The sequence below is a fragment of the Pseudoalteromonas sp. C2R02 genome, assembly GCF_018860845.1.
GTDB lineage: Bacteria > Pseudomonadota > Gammaproteobacteria > Enterobacterales > Alteromonadaceae > Pseudoalteromonas.
Genome location: NZ_JAHKQC010000015.1, coordinates 1 through 22,319, shown reverse-complemented (window position 1 = coordinate 22,319; position 22,319 = coordinate 1). Strand labels below are relative to the sequence as shown.

The following is a 22,319-nucleotide window of genomic DNA, read 5'->3' as shown; positions in this document are numbered from 1 at the left end:
AAAACACAGCATATTGCTGTGCTTTTACTAATAACTGATTATTTGAATTTTTTAAACTGTTTTACATTATCTATTGGTAAGTGCATATGATGCACTCATAACCGATACTGCAATCACTGAACCAATCGCAACTGCTGATGCCATTCCATTGAAAGTTAATACACCCATAACTAAGCCACCTAAAACAGATGTTGTAAAAAGTTCACTTAAGCTTGAAGTATTCATAATCTAATCCTTTATATTCATTCGTTAATTTATTTGCTGCTTATCAGCTGTTGAAATAAATAATAAATGAGAAAAAAAGTTTAATTTAAGCTTTATGCTAAATGGTCAATATTGGTGATTGTAGGCTTATTAAAGTGATAAAAGTCGCTTGGTTTATTTAAATTTTTAAATAATTAAAAGTAAAAATACAAATATCTCACTATAAAAACCCAATGCATTTACAATTGTTTACATAGTATTTCAACATATAAAATAACTTTTTATTATTTAACCCTCATTTTTTTGCAAACAAAAATTTAATAAATATATTAGACTTAAATTCATTCCCTATAAAATTACAGCCTTCTGATTTATAGCCTTTTTTTAATATTTTCTATCAAGTGAACCTCGACAAAACGATCAAATTAAAAACGATATTTTTAATTTTTTGTTAATGAAAAATAATTAGAAATAATCCCAATTAATGAAATGATTTATTTTTACAAATCTACTCGGTCATTAAAAATACAATTGACATCCCTTATTTAGGAACGTAATTTATTTGGAATAAAGACTCTAAATATCAATTTAGAGAAAAATAAAAAACATAATACTTTATTTTAATTAAATATTATTAGGGGAGCTATCTATGTTGTTTTCATTAGCTGATTTATTTGAAAAAACATTAAACAATCTTTGGCTAGGAAAAATTAAGTTTTATCCTAATGATTCACAGTTCGATTCAAATGTTTTACAGCAGCTTAGCGCTTCACTAGAAAAAACTACAAATATAAAGTTTGGTGACAGAGTTTTAGTAACCGATAACCCAACTGCTGAAACTATCGCAAGTATTTTATGGTTGTGGTCAAAAGGAGCGGTTATTGTTCCAGTCCGATTTAGCATGAAATACAGCGCAATTTTAGATATTGCTGAAGATTGTGATTCACATTTACTTTTTAGAAATGGCGAGCCAGAGTCACTTCAAGTAAAAAAACCAGCTAGAAAACCCGACAATAGCATTAAAACATTTGAGCTTAATTCTAAAAGAAGAGTTTGTGGCTCCGATCTTGCCTTGATAATTTACACTTCAGGAAGTACCGGTAAACCAAAAGGTATCATGCTGAGTCATGTAAATGTGATCACAGCAATCAATTCAATTGGTACTTACCTTGACCTCAATGCTAAAGAACATATTTTATGTTTATCACCCCTTTCATTTGATTATGGTCTGTATCAAGTATTATTTAGCTTAAAATTTGATTGCCAATTAACAATTTTTCAAGATGATTTTCACCCTATAAAAGTAATAAAAGCACTAAATCAACATAATATTTCCCTACTGCCCGTTGTGCCGGCGATGGCAAGCTCGCTATGTAAAGTGATCCAAGCTTTTAAAAGTGAATTTCCGCACTTGAATAAAATTACCAATACTGGTGGTCATCTAGGCGAAGATACAATTCAAAATTTATCTCAGTTAATACCTCATACTAATATTTATGCGATGTACGGTTTAACGGAATGTAAACGTGCGCTGTATTTACCTCCTCAAGATAGTATGCGTAAACTTGGATCTGTTGGCATTCCTATTCCAGGGTTAGAAGCAAAAATATTCAATTGTGATGAAAAATTACATTTTAAAGAAGTAAACCAAGGAGAGATTGGAGAGCTATTTATTCGTAGCGCGACATTAATGCAGGGTTATTATGGCTCAGGAAATGCAGGCGCTAATATTCATAGTGGTAAATATAGAGATGATAATTGGTTAGCTACGGGTGATCTTTTTTGCCAAGATGATGAAGGTTACTTTTACTTTAAAGGCCGTAATAAAGATTTGATAAAACAGGCAGGTTATTGTTTATACCCTGCTGAGTTAGAATCACAAATTGAACAATTTCCTAATGCACATTTAACTGCAATTGTTCCGTACACGGATAAGCTAGGAGATGAAATAGCTTGCCTATATGTACAATTAAACGAAAACACACCAGATCACCAAACTCAGTTCAAAACGTGGTTAAGGTCAAATTTAGACCCCGCCTACAGCCCTCGTGAAATCCGTTTTATTGAAGCCATGGCATTAACTGCAAATAGCAAAGTGGATAAGCAACACCTTATTTCGTATTTATCAGAAATTTAAAGCTAACCATATTTGTTTTAGGAGTTATAAATGAAAGCCATCACTACTTTACTAGATAAGAACCATCGTCAAATTGAAACACCTTGTTACTTATACAGCGTCAGCCAAGTAGCAAGTAATTTTGCACAACTTAAATCAGCGCTAGGTACCGAAATAATTTACTCTATGAAAGCAAATAATAATGTAGATTTGTTAATGCGCTGTGCACATCACTTAACAGGTGGTATTGAAATAGCGTCTATTGGCGAACTAAATTTAGTTGCTGGCGGCAACAGTGAAAAATACATAAATAACCCATCTGCCGATAAAAAGTTTCTACGGGCGGCTGTTGCTTCTCGTTCAACCATTATCATAGATAACCTAGCACAATTAACATCACTTATTGAATTTATAGGTAAGCGCCCATTAAAGCCTATTTTATTACGCTTAAATTCATGCGTTTTAAAACAATTTAATCCTGACATCAAAAAAATAAGAGCAGATCAATTTGGTATGGATTGGGATACCGCATGCCAAGCGATTGATATCTGTAAATCTAATAATCTCTCCCTAGCTGGTTTTCATTTATTTAATGGCTCATATCAATTTACCCACAATGCACTTGAAACTGCAGTTGCAGCAAAAAAAATTATTAAAACAATTGAATCGCGTTACCAACAAGCATTAAGTTTTGTAAATTTAGGTGGCGGATTCAGTGAAAATTGGCAACAAAGTGATTTTGATTTTGTGAGTTATAAACTACTATTAACCAGCTTCCCAAAACATATCACATTAGCCCATGAAACTGGCCGAGGACTAATGGCCTCAGCAGGATACTTTGCCACACGCGTTCGTTATTTAAAAAATATAGAACATCAACAATATGCTATTTGTGATGGTGGTATAAATCAAAATTTCTTACTAGCTCAAACAGAAAACAATTTTAGAAAATTCAAAACTCCAATAATTTTTAGTCCTACCCCACATTCAAAACACAACAGCTGCATTTTTGTTGGTAGCTCTTGTAGTAAAGATGATGTTATTGGTAAACAAGCTGAGCATCATATTACACCGCAAGTGGGTGACATCTGTATCTTTGAAAATTGCGGAGCCTATAACGCCAGCTATACCCTATCCCCTTTCTTAAAACTGCCAAGTGCAAAAACTTACATTATTGAATAAGGCCAATTATGAGTGATTTAAAAGCTATTTTTTCCAGCTTCATTACCGAGCATTTAAATAATCATCAAGCTTTACCAATAAGTTTTGAAAAAATTATCAGTAATGCTGTTTTTAATTTATTAGATTCTGAGATTTTAATTGAAGATAATTTGTCTGCTAAACCAGCTTTAACTAAACCAAAAGCCAATCAACCATTACCAAACTTTGAGCAAACATATATCATTGACCAATTAACTGAACAAGTTAAATCAACAGGTTTTGGACCTCATTTTCATCAAATTATTGGGCTATTTGGCTCAATTATGTTGCAAATGACAGCAAATGAAGCCCAACAACAGCAAGTAAATGACTGGCTTGAACAAGGCTACTTTGGTCATTTTTTAATGACCGACTTTGGTGGTCCTTCATTAAACTATTGGCAATCAAGTTTAAATTCAACACAAGATCAATGGCAACTTACCATCAATAAAAAATGGGGGATTGAAGCGCATAATCTTGGATTTTTAATGTTAGTTGTGCGCCAGCCAGGTAAACCATTTCCTTTAACTTTTTTAATTGAACCAGAACAAGCAAGAACTTTGAATCAATCTAAAGTAGGCGCGAGCTATTTAGATAATTCAGTGCAGTTAGGTAATGTGAAAGGCGAGTTAAATATTAATGCATCACAGCAACTGAAACTTGGTGGACTGAGTAGCGTAAACCGGTTTTTAACATTAGTTCGCCCACGCTTTGTAAAAGCTTTAATGAATCACTTGTTATGGTTAGCTGATAATCAACGATTAACTTTAGATCCTCAATTAACTGAACACATAAATTACATTCAAAATGTCGCTAGTAGCTGTTTAGCTCAAAATGAGTTTTCTATTCATTCCGTAGATCAAGTACTCGCCTTGAAGTTTGCTTCAAATGAATTGCTCCTAGATACCGTATCAAAAGGGAAAGTAGCCAGCTTTGAAGATCAAAGAGACCTATTAGGCTTTACCAAAATGGAAGGGAGCTCTTATCGTTGCTTTCATGAAATCTATTCCAAGCAAAAAAGGTTCAGACAATGAGCGTACTAACAGTTAAAGCAATTGCTTTTCAACCTTTAAAGCAACGATTATTCAATCAAACACCAAGTAGTAATACAAGCTTTGAATGGCTAGCCACACTTTTAGTCCAGCAAACAAACAGCATTACATCAAAGCTGTCTGCTTCAGAGCAATTAAAAATTAATCGACACTTTTTGTGCTCAACGATGATAGATCTACCTTTTACAACTGGAGATATCAGTTGGTCAAAAGTCGCTTCAATGCTAAACCAGAATGAAAAGAATCAAGCAGATACTTTCATCAATGCCTATGAATGCGCATCATGGGGATTTTCTTTAAGATATTATTTACAACATGATCAACAAAACACCCCTCAATTTTTATTAGTCAGTATTATAGATGCTAATGTTTTTGATCTAGAATTTTGGCGTTATAACGAGAACTGGCATGAATCAGGGTTTGGTATCACAACTATATTACTTGAAGTTAATGGCCAAATGACTGATGAACTACTCACACAATGTGCCACTACGCATAACGCTATGGCTGAATTTGCGACTGTAATTCGTCGCCATGCAGCTAATAAAAAAGGTGTCACGCTAGCAATGCCTTTTTTTCCAGAACATATCCAACAAATGTTTAATAAATTATTAGTCAACCAAACTCGCTTGCCTGATTTACATGCTCAATGGGGCCACTGTTTCGGCTCAGATCCTTGGCTATCAATTTTGAGTCATTGCCAAGAAAGCCCAATACTTAAAGAACAAGAATTCCTTGCTTGTTCACTTGCCTTAAATGGATATTTTTCAATAGCGCAAATAAAAGTGACGCCTCAAACTCAATTTATATTACAAGAGGTAAAAGGCTATGAGTAATGTAGCGAAACATGAATATGTTGGTCATTTATTAAGTGTGCCTTTTAATAATAAACCATCAGCGGCTTTAGCTAGATGTATGCCATTATCAAATGATAGTGACTTTGCAATATTTGCTGATTTACCTTGCTCTGATGCACCAGTTCTAATCAATTTTATTGAACATTATCAAATTTTAAATGAATTAGTTTTACTGGCTAATGAACTATGGCCTAAAGAACTTACTATTTTAATACGCATTTCTATGCCAGGCGGTATGAGATTACCCGCATCCTTGCTCGCTAATAATGTTTTATTAATGCAAGACATCAAACCTGAAATTGACAAATTAGCAGGTAAAGTGACTCATCTTCTTACTATCGATGACAATTTTATTCGATATCAGTTAGAGCAAGGTCACAATCAAATTGCAATCAATTTACATAGCGTAAGTAATAATCAACAAGTCAATTTTTATAAATTTATTGCAAAGCTTCGACACTTTAATATTGGTGCTCAGTAATGCAAAGCAATGATCAAATGATCTTATCTCAATGTTGGGCCGAAAAGGTTGATTCGGTTAATCATGGATTAGCACTGCTACGCTCAAAACTCAGTGAACTAACAGAAAAACCAAACCAAGTGATTTTTGTTAGTGCAGGTGAAATCAAGCCTTTATTAAACCCTGATATCTTAACTTTTTGTGAAGATATAAGTCATAACTTTGCATGTAAAGCCGACTTTATCAGTGCTGCATGTACTAGCTTACATGCCAGCATTTTTCATTTTAATAATAGTAAATCACATAATTGTTTGGTGATTTTATTGGAGCTAGATCAAGCATTACAGCAAGGGTGTTTGAATGCGTTAGGCGTAGGTGATTCTGAGGATCAAGGTGGTTTAATCGTAAATGATTGCATTGGCTTTTGCTTTTTAGAAAAAAGAGTTGCCCTCAACCAAGATATTGTTATTGAACAATGCCAAATATTTTCACAACCTTCAGGCATACCTGGTATGCCAAAATTACTTAATCAACTCATTGCACATATTGAAAATGATCAATCTCAGGGGTTATTTGTATCTTTTGACATTAATTCTGTTTGGGGTAAAAAACTAAAATCAGCGTTAAAAAGTCGATTAAAAAAACTAGCAAAACCAACCTACTGGTTATCAAGTATTGAAACAGATCAGCGCCATTATTTAAGTTTAAAACCCATTTTAGAATTAAATAATTATCGCAGCCAACTCAGTAAAAAACCGCTGAACTTATTAACTTTAGGGGGTGGTGGTCGTGTTGGTAGTCTCAAGTTATCTATAAATACCCACAATAAAAGCCAAATTGATGATGCTTCATTTAATGAGTTTTGTTTAACAACAGATCACGCTATTTATCAACAATCTCTTCAAGTGAAACCGTATTCAATTGAGGCTTATCATGCGATTGTTAAAGCCACTTTAAAATATCCACAACATCAATATCGAGGCATAAATAATCATTATTTTCGCTGGCCCCTCAATTTAATTATCCAAGCTGGAGTTAAATCATGAACTACTTAACAAAAATATATACGCATTATGATGTTTTAATTATTGGTGCCGGATGGGCCGGACTCACTTTAGCAAGACAACTTAAACAAGAAAACCCTAATTTAAACATTTTGCAGCTAGAGGCAAGTACCCAATTTAAAGCAAAAGTAGGTGAAGCTACTGTCGAAATAGCAGGTCATTATTTCATACATAGATTAGGCTTAGTAAATTATCTCTATCGCAACCATTTACCTAAAAATGGTCTACGTTTTTTATTTGATTCAGAAAATCATGATTTAGAACTAGATCAAATGAGTGAACATGGTACCACCAGTATCCCACCCCACCCTGCATTTCAGTTAGACCGAGCAAGATTTGAAAAAGACTTAGTCGAAATGAATAAAGCACAAGGTATCAACTTATTTTTAGGTGCAAAAGTAACAAAACTGGCAGTCAATGAAGCAGGTGATCATACCGTAGCTTTTAATTATCAAGGGCAAAATCATGAAGTAAACACCAAGTGGTTAATTGATGCCAGTGGCAGAGCCAGCTTATTGGCTAAACAGAAAAAGTTACATCATAGGAATGATGTTCCTAGGAACTGCGCAGCGTGGGCACGTTTTAGTAATGTGACTGACATTGACACTTTAGGCAGCAAGAAATGGCAAAAGATGGTCAATGGCCGGTTTTTATCTACCATACATTTCACCGGACCTGGCTATTGGATTTGGGTGATACCGCTTAGCGGTGGTTTTACTAGTATAGGTATAGATTGTGATAAGAATGTAATGGAAAACCCACCATTAAAACAAACGCAATTTATTGCGTTTTTAAAGCAACATAAAGGCTTATGGCAAATACTCAAAAGTGCACATTTAGAAGATTTTGAAGCTTGGGGGCAATTGGCTTATCGCGGTAAAAAATATATCAGTGAACAACGTTGGGCCACAACGGGCTTTGCTGCTATGTTTTTAGATCCACTTTTCAGTGGTGGTGGCGATATGATTGCACTCATAAATGATGCAATCACTAAAACAATATGTGATGACTTTGCTTATGATTCGATTGAACAAGCAGAGCAATCCTTAATCAAAAAAGTGCCTATATTAAATCAACAAGCCCATGAGTTTTATCAAGGTTTACATACCTATGTTAACAATACCAATCCAATTCTAGATTGTGCGCAATTATGCTCCCCTGTTGTTGCTTACAATACAGCAATTTATTTTTTAGAAGCTGCTTGGGACTATATGGCTGGTAACTTTATTGATTTAGAATTTTGGCAAAAGAAAGATTACATACGTCGTGGCTATTTAGCATTAGAAAAAGAACTTAATAAACAAATACTCGCGACTGTAGATACTTTGAAACAACAAAGCCGTTACTTTGATCGTAACAGTGAAGGTTTTTTTGAATCTGGTGCTGAGTTATATAAATACTTTGTATTTAATATGGGTCAAGCAGGTAAAGACGGTTGGCGTATTGATTTACATACTAAATTATGGGTCGATGTCTATTTAAAAGTCACCCAGTGCCGCTTAAATTTACCAAAATTTGCCAGCAGAAGATTGGTACAAGAATGCTTAACGCTCCCTAAAATTTTATCCCTAGATACTTTTTCGCAAAATGATCTGCCTGAATTATTAGCCAATATAAATCAAAAGCTCACCGAAGAGTTACAAAAGTTAACTGAACATACTGTGTTGACTGAAGTGAAAGAAGCGTCGTTCACAACTGGAATAATAAATGTACAAGTCGTTGATGATACTTTACCTGATGCAGAAATGAAAAAGTTGAACCAGCTCGCAAACACTATTTTTAATAGTGAACAAGATTACGTAGCCATGCCATTTATGGTGCCCTACTTTTTACAATTTTGCCGAAAGACTGATGAAAACATCATGTCAAAACCAATATTATCACTTGAGACATGCTAATGGATAAAATGACTTATTTAGCACGTGATGGTGCCCTACTAGCATATGATAAGTTTTTAATCACCAATGCAAAAGCAACAGTTATCTTTTTACATGGCAGTACATACAATAGCCGTCGCTATGCCAACATTGCGAAGGTATTAAATCAACAAAGCTATGCAGCTTGTCTTATAAATTGGCGTGGTCATGGCGGTTCTGAAGGACGTCTGGGAACTGTAGATTATATTGGTCAGTTAGAGGATGATTTAGCTGATTTTATAGCTCATTACCAGCAAGTCTGTGACCAACCTCTGATTTTAGCTGGGCACTCAGCTGGAGCTGTCATTTGCTTAAGATATATAGATAAATATGGTTGTAATAATATAGATGGTGTGAGCTTTATCGCACCAGCAATAAACGGCCCTCTTGAAACAGTTAGATATAAACATACGTCTGCAAAATGGCAATATCAAATAAGTTATTTTAGAGCTGCAAAACCTGCAATAACGCCACCAGCACATGCTTTAACTTATGCACCGAGCCTAAAAACATTACCTCTTATCGTTGCTAAGTTATTACCATTTATGCGCCATAAACCTATTTTAAGTTTTCCTGCGAATGAACGTATGGCGAGGCTAGAAGGCAGAGTATTGCATTATAGTTATAACTTAATGCTCTCTTGCGATATCAATAACTACCCTAGTGCATTTAATAAAATCTCTGTGCCGGTACTATTACTGTGTGGTAAGCATGATGAAGTTGTCCATCCTAACCTGCTAGAAACCATTTATCACTGGCACCTAAAACCTACATTGAATAAAAAGATAGTTGAGTTAAAAAAAGTAAATCATATTCAAGTGGTCACAGCATCAGCAATGATTTTACCCGATTGGCTCAATAGCATTTTTGAGCAATCAAATGATCTTGTTACGACTTCTGAAGAGGAACTTGCATGATAAATCTACATGAATTTAGCTTTTATGGTCAAATAACAAACCGAAATCACGTTATAAATCAATTAGACTTAGCTGAAGATGCATCTGATTTTGAATTAATATCAGCTGCGTACTTAAAATGGCAATTATCAATCAATGTATATTTGGCCGGTGATTATGCCATTGTGTTACCGCTAAAAGAAAAAAAACAAGTATTTATATGTTTATCTGCTTTTTCGAGCCACCAGTTATTTTATAAAATTAACAGTAAAGCGCTAAAAATGAGCATTCAATTATCTGACTTTAGTCAGCAAGCAAAAGTATGTCCGTTTGCAGTTACTCAACTATTACATTGGCGTTATATCAGTTCACCAAACACATTATTCAAAGATGTTTATTCTCTAAATAATGGACAAAGTATTATTTGGCAACTTGAAACTGAGCCAGAGAAAATATCTCAAAAGCAATTAACTTTATCTCAAAAGTTAAATGCGGCACCAAATGCAATTCAAGCAAATTCATCTGGTAATATCAGTAATGACGAACTGAGCTTTTTCAATATATTTAATCAATTACCACACCTAAGCCAAATAATAACGCATCCAGTATCAGCATTATGGCAAATTGAATTTTTGTTATTAGTACAAATCAGCCACGAAAGACAATTAGTATGTGACCACAGACCGCGGCTTAATCAAGTAGAACAAAAATCAAAATATACATTAAATACCAATATATTCAGAAATCGTTTAAACGAGCAAAATAGCTCATTAAACAAATTTAAAAAGCAACTATTGGCGCAATATAAAGCCGAAATAGCTTGCGAATCTGATGAGAACAAAACAAGTTTTGCAACTTGGACGTATTTATCATTTGAGTTACCAAATAAATGGGCTCAACAAAGGTTAATTGCAAAAGCATATAACAAAGACATCCAATTTAATTATTGTAATAGCAATAAATTAAAGCAGCTGTTATCAGAAAACATTAGCTCAACTCAACCTCAAACAAGCCAGTTTTTTAGTTTTAATGATGAAAGTATCATTAATATTTTTGATGCAATGCAAAGGTTAATGCATTACGGCTTTGCACCGGTTACCAACAAACTATTTCACATTGTGCCGCCAATTTCCGCCAAATTACTTAAAAAACATAAGAAAAATCCAATTCAAGTAGAAGAATTCTGCTGCTTATCCTTAACCTTAGATCACTTAGCAAGATATGCTGATTGGTCTGTAGATTAATTTTAAAACAACATAATAGAGAGTAAATATGTCAGACAAATCACAATTAACTTCATTGCAAACTGAAGTAGCACAAATGCTAAATAAAGAACAAATTGATGCAGATACCCCTTTAGGTGAGTTAGGTGTTGATTCACTAAATGTTGTTGAAGTTATTTTAATCTGTGAGCAGATATATACCGATGTCAGTGATCCTGAAGCACTTATTTTTGATGAGTTTACCACTTTACGTGATATGGATGCTCAGTTGTTAGAAGCATCAGATAATTTCGTATAACTACCAAAGGAATTTAAAATGAAAAAAATCTTCAGCTTTATAATCACAAGCTTAATAATTGGTAATATTATTTCTTGGTCTATGGGATCTTGGCCGATTGAATTTAAACATCAAGCTTATACAGAGCAACAACGCTCAAGTATCAAGTCCCTAAAGCAAGAATTAGTAGATAATGCTGAAGATATTTCATTACTAGTGGAATTAGGCGCTATTTACTCTATGCACAATGATATTGAATTAGCTGATGAATATTTAGCGCAAGCAAATAATATTTCTCCTAATAATGCATTAGTGATGGCTTGGTATAATGCCAATGCTGCCAAGTTATCAGGCGCATCTCTTGATTTTACTATGGGGTTTTACAAACTTTATACCTTAAATAAAGTATTAGGAAACATCAGTAAAGCCGTAGATTTAGCACCAAATGATCTAAATATAAGATTAATTCGCTTAGCTACTTTTGCTAATATTGGACAAATAAATCCAAATTTTGACTTAGTCTTCAATGACGAAGCCTGGTTTAAAACACTTTTAAAGCGCACCTCTAACGAAATCCCTGAACAAGTAAAGGGACAATTTTACATCGCAATGGCACAAGCTTATTTCTTCAAAGGCGATACATTATCGGCTGACAAAGTACAAAGTTATCTAGATTTATATCAAGCAATAAACACTAAAATGCCATCAGATTTGAACCAATATCAAAGCCTAGAATTACAATTTACAGAGCAAAATCGAGGTGAGTTATGGTAGTTGTCGCGCTTGAAAATATTAGTCGACATTTTATGCTCGGAAAAAACGCAGTACATGCATTAAAAAATATAAATTTAACCATAAGCAAAGGCGAATTCTTAGTATTAAAAGGCACAAGTGGTAGCGGTAAAAGTACATTATTAAACATAATTGGTGCAATGGATGAAGCCAATACTGGTGACGTGATCATCGCAAATAAAAGCTTAAATAAACTATCTGATAATAAAAAGTCTCATATCAGAAAACAGCATATTGGTTTTATATTTCAGTCATTTAATTTATTGCCTGTATTAACAGCACTTGAAAATGTGCAATACCCTTTGTCGTTGCAAGGGGCTAAAAGTACAAAAAATAAAGCTATTGCAGCATTAACTCGAGTTGGTTTAGCTGATTTTATGCATCACAAACCTAATCAGCTGTCTGGTGGTCAAATGCAACGGGTTGCGATTGCGCGCGCTTTAGTTACTGAGCCAGATATCATATTAGCCGATGAGCCCACTGCAAATTTAGATTCAAATACAGCAGCTTCCATTATGGAACTAATGAAACAACTTAATAAACAAGGGATCACCTTTGTTTTTGCTACTCACCATGACTACGTCCTTTCTCAAGCATCTCGCATTATTGAATTAAAAGACGGTGAGATTATTAACGATAAACAAAGGACTGCTGCATGAAATCAACACTAGGTATTATTTTATTCAGCTTAATGATTACGGGCTGCTCTGAATCAAATTCTGTAAATGAAATCATAGAACAACCGATTTTAAATCTCGCAAAAGCTAACAATAGCCAAGCACAATATATTCCACCGACATTTATTGGTAGTAATGTAAATGAACAAAAAGAATTGCTAGCTCATTTAACAGCTCAAACGCAGATATCAGATGTGCAACTGAGACAAAAAACGTTAATTGAATTAGCCTTGTTTTCGAGTGATAAAAATCAATCACTCGCTAAATTAGAAACAATCAGTCATTCACTTGAATCATTATCGAAAGCTCAGCCAAACGATTTTGAAATGATGGCAGCCTATGGCAACGCGCTAAGTTATCAAGCTGTTTTTCTTCAACATAACTTGGGACAAATGAACTTTGTTTCACGTAAAGGCATGAGATTAATGGACCGAGCAATTAAACAAGCTCCCCATAACTTAGGAGCCAGATTATTACGTGGTGTGAGTTATGCCAACATGCCTAGCTTTTTAAATCGGGCTAAATTTGCAGTAACCGATTTATTACTTATTAAGCAACACACTAAATCAGAGCCAACTAGTGAGTTTTTATCCTTTGTTGATTATTACTTAGCGATGGCTTTTGCTAAAAATGATCAACCACAACAAGCTAAAGCACTTTGGCAATCATTAAAAAATAATGCATCACCTAATTGGCAATCTAAAGCCACTGAGCGTCTAGAGGAAGCTGAATAATGGGGTTTAGATATAAAATTGCATTACTTAATGTGTTACGCAACCGACGCAGAAGTATTATTACTTTATTGTCAATCCAAGTAGCGGTAATAAGTTTAGTGCTGTTTGGTGGCTTTGTTGCTTCTATGTATGACGGTATGCGAGAAAATATGATCCGCTCGCAACTTGGACATATACAAATATATAAACAAGGTTTTAACCAATATGGTCATATTGAGCCTGAAAAGTACTTATTAACCCAACATGATGTGAAAAAGATCAGCGAATTAGTAGAATCCCAACCAGGTGTTGAGCTTATTACTCCTAGGCTTAATTTTTCTGGTTTATTAACCAATTCAAACCAGTCTATCGCTGTAGTCGGTAGTGGCATTAATTCTGATAAAGAATCTTTGTTAAGCTCAGCAATTACCATCACACAAGGTGAAGATTTATTTAGCCAAGATATTGATGGTGCTTTACTAGGCCAAGGATTATTTAATGCGCTTAATACCCAGGTAGGTGATTATCTTACCCTATTGGGATCAACAACAGATGGCGCAGTGAATGCAGTAGATATAAAAGTAATAGGTGCGATTAATACTGGCGTAAGAGATGTTGATAACCGATTAATCCGTGTCAACTTACCTCATGCACAAGATCTTCAATTTACCCAAGGTGTCAGTCGATTAGTCGTTTTACTTTCTGATACTAAACAAACGCCACATATGCTTGAGCAATTAACATCATTATTTGAACAACATGGACTCATAGTTGAAACAAAAACATGGTATGAACTTGCTGATTATTACCATGAAGTTATTAATTTATTTAATGGTGTTTTTGGCTTTATTAAAGTGATTGTTTTATTTATTGCCGCATTAAGTATTGCTAACACTATGATGATGGCGGTAATGGAACGTACACCTGAGATAGGTTCCATTCGTGCGTTGGGAGCAACACGGTATGAAGTCATGATGCTGTTTATTACAGAAGCATGTTATTTAGGCTTAATAGGCAGTGTTATCGGACTGTTACTAGCGGTGTTATTTGCCAATGGAATTACATCAGCGCAATTTATTATGCCTACACCACCGGGTAGTAGTCAAAGCTACCCTATTCGCATATTTATCTCTTGGCCAATACTTTGGCAAACAGCAATAACAGGCACTTTAGTGGCTATTTTTGCCAGTATTTACCCCGCTTTTAAAGCATCTCGCTTACAAATAAATCAAGCGATGCGTTCAGCTTAAAAGGAATAAACATGAATAAACACCTACTCAAAATTGCACTATATTTTATTTTATCCGCAACTGCTAATAACGCTCATAGCGAACAAGTCAATGATGATTTATCTTCCGAACAAAATAATAGCGCAAGCCAATTAATACAAATTATTGACTCATATAGAGGCCTAAACAGCAAAGGTTTTAGCTTCGATATCACCAATGTAAGTTATAAAGAAAATAGAGATAGCCGAACTAATCAACTATCCGTAGATGTGAAACAGGATAATTCGTTAGTTAAGTTTCAATCACCTGCCAGACAACAAGGTCGTATACTATTAAAAAAACACAGCGACATGTGGTTATATATACCAGGTACGCGTAAGGTTATTAGAATATCTCCAGCACAAAGATTACTAGGAGAAACCAGTAATGCCGATGTCACTGGCAGTAATTTTAGCCGAGATTATACTGGCAAAATCATACCCCAAGATAACCCTGAGCAAATACAATTAGAGCTCAGTGCTAAAAAAAGTAATATGAGTTATCAAAAAGTAACATTCTGGTTGCAAAACCAAGCGCCTTTTAAACCGATTAAAAGTGAATATTATGCCCGTTCAGGTAAATTACTTAAAACTGCGCAATATAAAGCATTTAAAGAATTTAATGGTGAGCTAAAAGTGCACAAAATGTTGTTATCAGACCCTTTAATTTCTGGTAGTTATACGTGGATGTTGTTTGATAATTACCGCAGCAGTGAATTACCTGATGCGCTATTTAATAAAGAAGCGATTATAAGCTTATGAGCAAGAATAATTTATACTTTTGCTATAGCTTATTTTGCTTAAGCTTCTTTAGTCTTCAGTCATGGGCAAAAAGTACCATTCCAGATGACCCTTTTACAGAGAGTAAGAAAGTAACACCAAAGCAATTCGAGCATAATACGCAATTACTAACTTTTGTTCAAAATAACAAAATCAATGAAGAACAAAGTTTTAACCCTGGTTTAGTTAACTTTGAACAAAACAAACAGCTTACAGTGATTGATTGGCAAGTTAAAACCCAATGGCAAAGTAATTTTCAAGCCAGAGCCCGTACCATAGCGCAATATCAACATACTGATAACCAAAGTGAAACTGATACCACAGTATTAGAAGCCTATATTAATTGGACTAGCGTCGATTATGCATGGCAATGGCAATTAGGGCGAATAAAAACCCAATGGAGTACCGGATTTAATTGGAATTTAACTAATTTATTAAAACCTTACCGAGACCGCCCTTATATAGATTTAGATGACCTAAACCAACAAAAAGGTTGGGATATGGCCACTATAAAATTCAATCAAAACAACTGGTTTTATCAATTAGTCATTGCAGATTATATCACTCGAGCTAAAAATCATAAGCAACAATATATTGCCCGTTTTGGCTTTCAAGGTAGCCATGACTTTTCGTTATTATTACATAAACAACCCAATCAAAATCTCAATTATGCTGCCAGTTATAATAAATTAATAACCGACGATATGACGATGCGATTTGAATGGAGTTTGTTGCATCAAAGAGACCAAGAAACACAAATATTACTTGATGAAACTAATCTAGTCCAAAATGAGGTGAAACGATGGCAAAAGCTCTTGATAGGTGCCGGCTACACATTAGATTCAGGTCATAATTTTAGATTAGAATATTTAAATACTAAACACGGATTTACCCGTGACGAATGGTCTGAAATATCAACTAAAAGCACAACTGCTTATCAAAATGTGATTAACAACCAAGCGAGTGCGCAAGATTATAATTACTTATCGGCATCATTAAATAGTTTAAGTCAGGGGCAACTGAGGCAAAATTACCTGTATTTAATGTATGCAACCCCACTTTCTAATGCACTTTGGCAGTATAGACAAAGTGTGCAATTCAACCTTAATGATAACAGCCAATTACATCGCCTTGAGCTACTCAAATCATGGAACAATCACCTTACCAGTCGATTGCAATTTGAATTATTCAATGGCTGTAATAATTGTGAATATGGTTTAAACCCTAATCAGCACAGTATGCGACTAGTATTTAACTGGGCATTTTAAAACAATAATAAGAGTTAAACATGACATCAAATAATGCTTTTCGCGTTGATTTACGCGACCACATGTTTTTACTGTGGCAACAATTTAAAGTACAAGACCACATTCTTGATTCAGATATATACCCTGAATTCGATCAAGATTTCTGTAATCATTTAATAGAGCACGCCCATACATTTTGTTATCAAAAGTTGGGCCCTTTGTATCAATCATCTGATAGAGATAGCTGTAAATTAATGTCCGATGGCAAAGTACAGCTCCCCAAAGGTTTTGAAACACTATGGGATGACTATATATCGGCGCAATGGGGTCGCTTAGGCGCTCCTGAAGAATATAACGGCTTAGGTGCACCTTACATATTAGCTCAAGTAATAAATGAACTATTTATGGGTGCAAACCCTGCGTTTATGATTTATTCAGGGTTTTGTAGCCCAGCATTATATTTAATTGATAAATTTGGTAACCAACAGCTTAAAGACATATTTTGCAACAAGCTTGCAGCTAATGAATGGGGAGCCTGTTTATGTATGACAGAACCTGATGCTGGAAGCGATGTCGGAAATTGCCGAACAAAAGCAATTAAACAAGCTGACGGTCGTTACCAAATAACCGGAGAAAAAATATTTATCTCAGCAGGTATGCATCAATTAACTAAAAACATAGCATATATTGTATTGGCCCGAGTTGAAGGTGCACGCTCTGGAACGGTTGGTTTATCCTGCTTTGTTGTGCCTAAAGTTGATTTGAAACAGCAAGATAATGGCGTTAAGTGTTTGCGATTAGAAAATAAAATGGGTCTCAATGGTTGTGCCACCAGCCACTTAACTTTTGGTGCCGAATCACCTTGTTTTGGCTATTTATTGGGAGAACGAGAAAACGTTGGTCTACGCCAGTTAATGACCATGATGAATCTCGCGCGCATCGCAACGGGCATATATGCATTAGGAATGGCATCAAGTGCTTATTTAAATGCAGCCGAATATGCAAAAGAACGTATTCAAGGGACTGATTTTAAACAGTCATTTAATCCAAAAGCGAAACGGGTACCAATTATTGCCCATGTCGATGTAAAACGTATGCTTCTCGAAATGAAAAGTAAGGTTGAAGGCTGCCGCGCATTAATCGTTAAGCTATGTTTTCATCAAAGCATGACGACTAATATTGAAATTAAACACCAAAATGGTTTATTAACAACTGAACAAAGTGAAACCCAATTATATCAGCACCAATCATTAGTAAATTTACTGACTCCTATAGTTAAAGCCTATACCTCAGATCAAGCATATAGAATAACCGAATTGGCTATTCAGGTTTATGGCGGTCATGGTTACATTAAAGATCACCCTGTTGAGCAATATGCCAGAGATATAAAAGTGCTCTCATTATGGGAAGGCACTAACTTTGTGCAATCTGCCGATTTATTCAGAGATAAACTGGCTATGGGTCGTCACTCAAAACTCTTAGCTCTATTTGAGCAAAACGTAATGGCATTTATAGAGCAAAACGCACATAATCCAAAGTTTGAAAAATCTATAGCGATGCTTGAGAAAGCGCTGTTCAGTTTAACTGATACACATAAATTAATGGGGAGTTGGATCAAAGTACAAAAAATGGAACTGATTTTTGCAGTATCAACCCGCTTTTTACAAATGATGGCCGAAGTCACCGTATCATGGTTATTACTTGATGCTGCTATTATTGCTCAAAATGCTTTGCAAACTGATATTAGCCAAAGCGAAACTGAGTTCTATCAAGGTAAAATCACTTCTGCACAATTTTACATTAATAATATTTTACCTAATGTATTTAGCATAGCTGACATTATTGCACTTGAAGATGAAAGTGCTATCAATGCAGATATCACCACTTTTATACCTTAAGCTTTTAATCGCATTGGTGGATTACTTTCACCAACGCCATTATTTTTACTAATTTTTAAGTTCTTAAGTCAAGACTATAAACATTAATCACCTTCACAATGAAGTTACAATGTTTTAAGTCCCTTTTTCAGTTACGTTAATTTTAAAGCATTTAATTTTGCTTTTACATCCCTCATAGAGTTTTGCTCTAAACAATTATAAAAAGGAAAGTATAATGGATAATAGGCCTGAATTAGAACGTGTACCAGGATGGATTGGTGGATTTGAACAATCAAACCCTGCATTTGCCTACCCTACAGTGGATCTGACATCATTACCGATGCCTGACAACATGTTTAATATTGATAGACTCCAGCGACAACAAGCAGTTAAGTGGCCTGAATTTAGTTGGGAAACACAAATGGGCAGTGCTGATCCCAAACGCTGTTATCAAATGTTTGCACCTGATATTTCTAGACTTGGTTACACAGATACAGGCCGGGTTTATTCAATCATATGTCCTCAGCAAGGTGTTACCTCGCCTACTTTAGGAACTTTAAATGTAGAAGTGACCGTTACTGGTACGAGAGGCTGGGTTAACGAAGACACTCGCGAGCTTGCAGCTGAAATGGGTGTAGTTGGTAAAGTATGGTTCAGCCCAAGTGCAAAACAAAACTTCATCGTGAAAAAACTATGGGAAAAATTTGAAAGCAGCGGTCGCCCCTTTCCATCTAAAAAATCGCAAGCTATTACTATCACAACAAGTTTAGTTAAAGAGCCTGAGCAACCTATATTTCCACTGGTCAAAGGACAAAGCCAGGATTTTGATATTCCTGATTTTGCAAAGCATGAAAACGAAGCTTGGTCTGTAGGCCACTTAAAAGTTCAAATTGGCTCAATTATCAAAACTGGTTACCCAGAAGTTGATAGATTTAACCAATTCATTATTGATGTTTTTAATTTAGGCTCTGGCAATATGCTACAAAAGGAAAATGTCCTTTCATGGAATGTATGGTTTACCGCCCCTCAACTAGTTGATCAAGATGAATGGGCACGACATGCTTGGGTATGGCGCGAATCAATCAATGCAGATCATGGCTCACCTGAAGGAGAAGGCACGAGTGCAAAATACTATGATGGCACACCTTTTAAACCTGACTTTGATGCAATCAAAAAGCAAGAAGAAGGTAAGATCTTTGATTTATTGAAGCAAGAAGAAGGCAAAGAAAAAGACGAGATATTGTCGTTTATAAAAAGTAAGCTTTAGTCATTAGATAGCATTTTTAAACAGGACACAATGTAACTCTTCTTGTGGCCTGAATTATTTTTTAGTCAAACTAACCGGTTTATTGATTATAAGTTTTAAGTTTACTGAAACGATCCACTTTAAGGTTTTGGATTATAAAGTCATCATTACCGAGCAGCGGATTAGATACTTCAAGTTTATTATTCAAATTACCTACATATATATTTTGATGTCTAATTCAGTAACAAGCAGCTAAATTACTTAACTTTTTAAATTATTAATCGCTAAAATAACGGGTAATTAAAAAGCTATCATTCTGATAGTAAAATGAGATATTGAAATGCTAGTGTGTGTATAGATGCAAGTTAATATACGAGTAATTACGATAAATGATTTTATTTGGGACTTTTGACAGGAGCTTTAAGAGAAGTGGCGGTGAGAGTGGGAGTCGAACCCACGATACGTTTCCGTATACACGCTTTCCAGGCGTGCTCCTTCGGCCACTCGGACATCTCACCGCATTTTTTTGCTTAACAGATTAAGCGATACGCATATTAGGGAAAATTACGTTCTTTCGCAAGAAAAAAACGATCTGTTTTGTTTAAGTGAACATATATTAAGCGCTTTTGTATGCGAAATTTATTATATTTCGGTAAGTTTTATTGAGATTATGATAAAAAGGAGTTTATTTCGGTAGGTAATACCTTTACTCAAAAAGCATAGCCATTTGAGTAAAGCTACTTTTAAAAATCTGACAGGCTATTTTTTCAAGCTTGCAGAAAAATCTAACATACGATTAAGTGACTTAAGTGCACCTTCTCTTAATGTCATATCAACAAATACTTCTTTATCAGCAGGTTCGATTAAAGCCTCTTCAATCGCTTTTAAGCCATTCATTGCCATCCAAGGACAATTAGCACAACTTTTACAAGTAGCGCCTTCACCGGCTGTAGGAGCTGCAAAGAACTCTTTATCAGGACACAGCTGCTGCATTTTATAAAAAATACCACGATCAGTTGCTACGATGAACATTTTATTGTCCATTGTTTGTGCTGCTTTAATTAATTGACTTGTTGAACCAACAGCATCGGCTAATTCAACGATTTCAGCTGGTGACTCAGGATGTACAAGCACAGCGGCTTCAGGATAAAGTGCTTTCATATCCTTAAGTGCTTTTGTTTTAAATTCATCATGAACAATACAAGCACCATCCCACATGATCATGTCGGCGCCAGTTTTTGTTTGAATGTATGAACCTAAATGCTTATCTGGTCCCCAAATTATTTTTTCACCTTGCTCATCAAGGTGCTCAACAATCTCAAGCGCACAAGAAGAGGTAACAATCCAATCAGCGCGTGCTTTAACTGCTGTAGAGGTATTAGCGTATACAACAACTTTACGATCAGGGTGCTGATCACAAAATGCTGAGAACTCATCAATTGGACAACCTACATCTAAAGAACAGGTTGCTGCTAATGTTGGCATTACAACTGTCTTTTGTGGTGTTAATATTTTTGATGTTTCGCCCATAAAACGTACACCTGCAACAACAACGGTTGTCGCTGGATGCGTTTTACCAAAACGTGCCATCTCTAATGAGTCAGCAACACAGCCGCCGGTTTCTTCGGCTAATGCTTGGATTTCAGGGTCGGTATAATAATGCGCCACTAACACGGCATTTTTTTCAATTAATAATTGTTTAATTCTTGCTTTGTAGTCTGACTTTTCTATTTCAGATAAAGGGGCTGGCTTTGGAGGAAATATGTATCCCTCAGGCATATAATTTTCAGCTAAATTCATTTTCTCGACCACTTAGATTCACTATTAAAATTATTGTAATGACGGATACATTAAAGTGAAAATAATACTATTTAAAATTGTGGCGAATTATACGAAATATTAAGCTTAAATGACAGTGCTAGGATATTAAATTAAATAAGAAGGTATATGAATTTGATATTAAAGATATTGTTTTAGAATGGTGGGTCATGATGGACTTGAACCATCGACCAATGGATTAAAAGTCCACTGCTCTACCAACTGAGCTAATGACCCATTCTGGAGATATTTGCATTAACCTGCCGGTGTGCCATTCGAAGAATGGTGGGTCATGATGGACTTGAACCATCGACCAATGGATTAAAAGTCCACTGCTCTACCAACTGAGCTAATGACCCGCTCTATTTGCATTAACCTGCCGGTGTGCCATTCAAAAGAATGGTGGGTCATGATGGACTTGAACCATCGACCAATGGATTAAAAGTCCACTGCTCTACCAACTGAGCTAATGACCCGCTCTATTTGCATTAACCTGCCGGTGTGCCATTCAAAAGAATGGTGGGTCATGATGGACTTGAACCATCGACCAATGGATTAAAAGTCCACTGCTCTACCAACTGAGCTAATGACCCGCTCTATTTGCATTAACCTGCCGGTGTACCATTCAAAAGAATGG

At 35.2% G+C, this 22,319-nt stretch carries 20 protein-coding genes and 5 tRNA genes; 18 read left to right on the top strand and 7 right to left on the bottom strand.

Going from position 1 to position 22,319, the window contains the following annotated elements:
• Nucleotides 1–66: 66 nt before the first annotated feature.
• Nucleotides 67–225, bottom strand: coding sequence for a hypothetical protein (locus KO527_RS04750; RefSeq protein WP_216039218.1), 159 nt, complete (start codon nt 223–225; stop codon nt 67–69).
• 628 nt (nt 226–853) lie between these two features.
• Here KO527_RS04750 and KO527_RS04745 point away from each other — a divergent pair.
• From KO527_RS04745 to KO527_RS04660, 18 genes are all read left to right on the top strand, one after another.
• The gene (locus KO527_RS04745) at nt 854–2,341 is read left to right on the top strand and encodes a class I adenylate-forming enzyme family protein (protein WP_216039217.1); all 1,488 of its coding nucleotides are present in this window, start codon (nt 854–856) and stop codon (nt 2,339–2,341) included.
• 30 nt (nt 2,342–2,371) lie between these two features.
• Nucleotides 2,372–3,502, top strand: coding sequence for a hypothetical protein (locus KO527_RS04740; protein WP_216039216.1), 1,131 nt, complete (start codon nt 2,372–2,374; stop codon nt 3,500–3,502).
• An 8-nt stretch (nt 3,503–3,510) separates the two neighbouring features.
• A complete protein-coding gene (locus tag KO527_RS04735; RefSeq protein WP_216039215.1) occupies nt 3,511–4,554 on the top strand; it encodes a hypothetical protein in 1,044 nt (347 codons plus the stop codon).
• A complete protein-coding gene (locus KO527_RS04730) occupies nt 4,551–5,408 on the top strand; it encodes a hypothetical protein (protein ID WP_216039214.1) in 858 nt (285 codons plus the stop codon). Before KO527_RS04735 ends, KO527_RS04730 begins: the two co-directional genes overlap by 4 nt.
• Nucleotides 5,401–5,910 (top strand): hypothetical protein, encoded by a 510-nt coding sequence (locus KO527_RS04725; RefSeq protein WP_216039213.1) that lies wholly within the window; start codon nt 5,401–5,403, stop codon nt 5,908–5,910. The genes KO527_RS04730 and KO527_RS04725 overlap by 8 nt, the downstream gene beginning before the upstream one ends.
• Entirely contained in the window at nt 5,910–6,935 is a 1,026-nt protein-coding gene (locus KO527_RS04720; RefSeq protein WP_216039212.1) for a hypothetical protein, read from the top strand. The genes KO527_RS04725 and KO527_RS04720 overlap by 1 nt, the downstream gene beginning before the upstream one ends.
• Nucleotides 6,932–8,851, top strand: coding sequence for an NAD(P)/FAD-dependent oxidoreductase (locus tag KO527_RS04715; protein WP_216039211.1), 1,920 nt, complete (start codon nt 6,932–6,934; stop codon nt 8,849–8,851). Before KO527_RS04720 ends, KO527_RS04715 begins: the two co-directional genes overlap by 4 nt.
• Nucleotides 8,851–9,786, top strand: a complete 936-nt coding sequence (locus tag KO527_RS04710; protein ID WP_216039210.1) for an alpha/beta fold hydrolase — start codon at nt 8,851–8,853, stop codon at nt 9,784–9,786. The genes KO527_RS04715 and KO527_RS04710 overlap by 1 nt, the downstream gene beginning before the upstream one ends.
• Nucleotides 9,783–11,009, top strand: coding sequence for a hypothetical protein (locus KO527_RS04705; RefSeq protein WP_216039209.1), 1,227 nt, complete (start codon nt 9,783–9,785; stop codon nt 11,007–11,009). The genes KO527_RS04710 and KO527_RS04705 overlap by 4 nt, the downstream gene beginning before the upstream one ends.
• A gap of 28 nt (nt 11,010–11,037) precedes the next feature.
• Nucleotides 11,038–11,286: an acyl carrier protein gene (locus KO527_RS04700; RefSeq protein ID WP_042142386.1), complete on the top strand. Its 249-nt coding sequence runs from the start codon at nt 11,038–11,040 to the stop codon at nt 11,284–11,286.
• Nucleotides 11,287–11,304: 18 nt separating this feature from the next.
• Entirely contained in the window at nt 11,305–12,039 is a 735-nt protein-coding gene (locus KO527_RS04695; protein WP_216039208.1) for a hypothetical protein, read from the top strand.
• Entirely contained in the window at nt 12,033–12,716 is a 684-nt protein-coding gene (locus KO527_RS04690; protein WP_216039207.1) for an ABC transporter ATP-binding protein, read from the top strand. Before KO527_RS04695 ends, KO527_RS04690 begins: the two co-directional genes overlap by 7 nt.
• Nucleotides 12,713–13,468, top strand: a complete 756-nt coding sequence (locus tag KO527_RS04685; RefSeq protein ID WP_216039206.1) for a hypothetical protein — start codon at nt 12,713–12,715, stop codon at nt 13,466–13,468. Before KO527_RS04690 ends, KO527_RS04685 begins: the two co-directional genes overlap by 4 nt.
• Nucleotides 13,468–14,697, top strand: a complete 1,230-nt coding sequence (locus tag KO527_RS04680; protein ID WP_216039205.1) for an FtsX-like permease family protein — start codon at nt 13,468–13,470, stop codon at nt 14,695–14,697. Before KO527_RS04685 ends, KO527_RS04680 begins: the two co-directional genes overlap by 1 nt.
• Before the next feature lie 11 nt (nt 14,698–14,708).
• Nucleotides 14,709–15,476: an outer membrane lipoprotein-sorting protein gene (locus tag KO527_RS04675; RefSeq protein WP_216039204.1), complete on the top strand. Its 768-nt coding sequence runs from the start codon at nt 14,709–14,711 to the stop codon at nt 15,474–15,476.
• On the top strand, nt 15,473–16,762 hold the full coding sequence (locus KO527_RS04670) for a hypothetical protein (protein WP_216039203.1): 1,290 nt from the start codon (nt 15,473–15,475) through the stop codon (nt 16,760–16,762). The genes KO527_RS04675 and KO527_RS04670 overlap by 4 nt, the downstream gene beginning before the upstream one ends.
• Before the next feature lie 20 nt (nt 16,763–16,782).
• A complete protein-coding gene (locus tag KO527_RS04665; RefSeq protein WP_216039202.1) occupies nt 16,783–18,639 on the top strand; it encodes an acyl-CoA dehydrogenase in 1,857 nt (618 codons plus the stop codon).
• A 214-nt stretch (nt 18,640–18,853) separates the two neighbouring features.
• A complete protein-coding gene (locus KO527_RS04660) occupies nt 18,854–19,885 on the top strand; it encodes a hypothetical protein (RefSeq protein WP_216039201.1) in 1,032 nt (343 codons plus the stop codon).
• Between the two features lie 409 nt (nt 19,886–20,294).
• Here KO527_RS04660 and KO527_RS04655 read toward each other — a convergent pair.
• From KO527_RS04655 to KO527_RS04630, 6 genes are all read right to left on the bottom strand, one after another.
• Nucleotides 20,295–20,382, bottom strand: a tRNA-Ser gene (locus KO527_RS04655).
• 241 nt (nt 20,383–20,623) lie between these two features.
• Nucleotides 20,624–21,664 (bottom strand): quinolinate synthase NadA, encoded by a 1,041-nt coding sequence (gene nadA, locus KO527_RS04650; RefSeq protein ID WP_216039200.1) that lies wholly within the window; start codon nt 21,662–21,664, stop codon nt 20,624–20,626.
• A gap of 179 nt (nt 21,665–21,843) precedes the next feature.
• A tRNA-Lys gene (locus tag KO527_RS04645) sits at nt 21,844–21,919 on the bottom strand.
• A 46-nt stretch (nt 21,920–21,965) separates the two neighbouring features.
• A tRNA-Lys gene (locus KO527_RS04640) sits at nt 21,966–22,041 on the bottom strand.
• 41 nt (nt 22,042–22,082) lie between these two features.
• A tRNA-Lys gene (locus tag KO527_RS04635) sits at nt 22,083–22,158 on the bottom strand.
• A gap of 41 nt (nt 22,159–22,199) precedes the next feature.
• Nucleotides 22,200–22,275 (bottom strand) — tRNA-Lys (locus KO527_RS04630).
• Between the last annotated feature and the right edge of the window lie 44 nt (nt 22,276–22,319).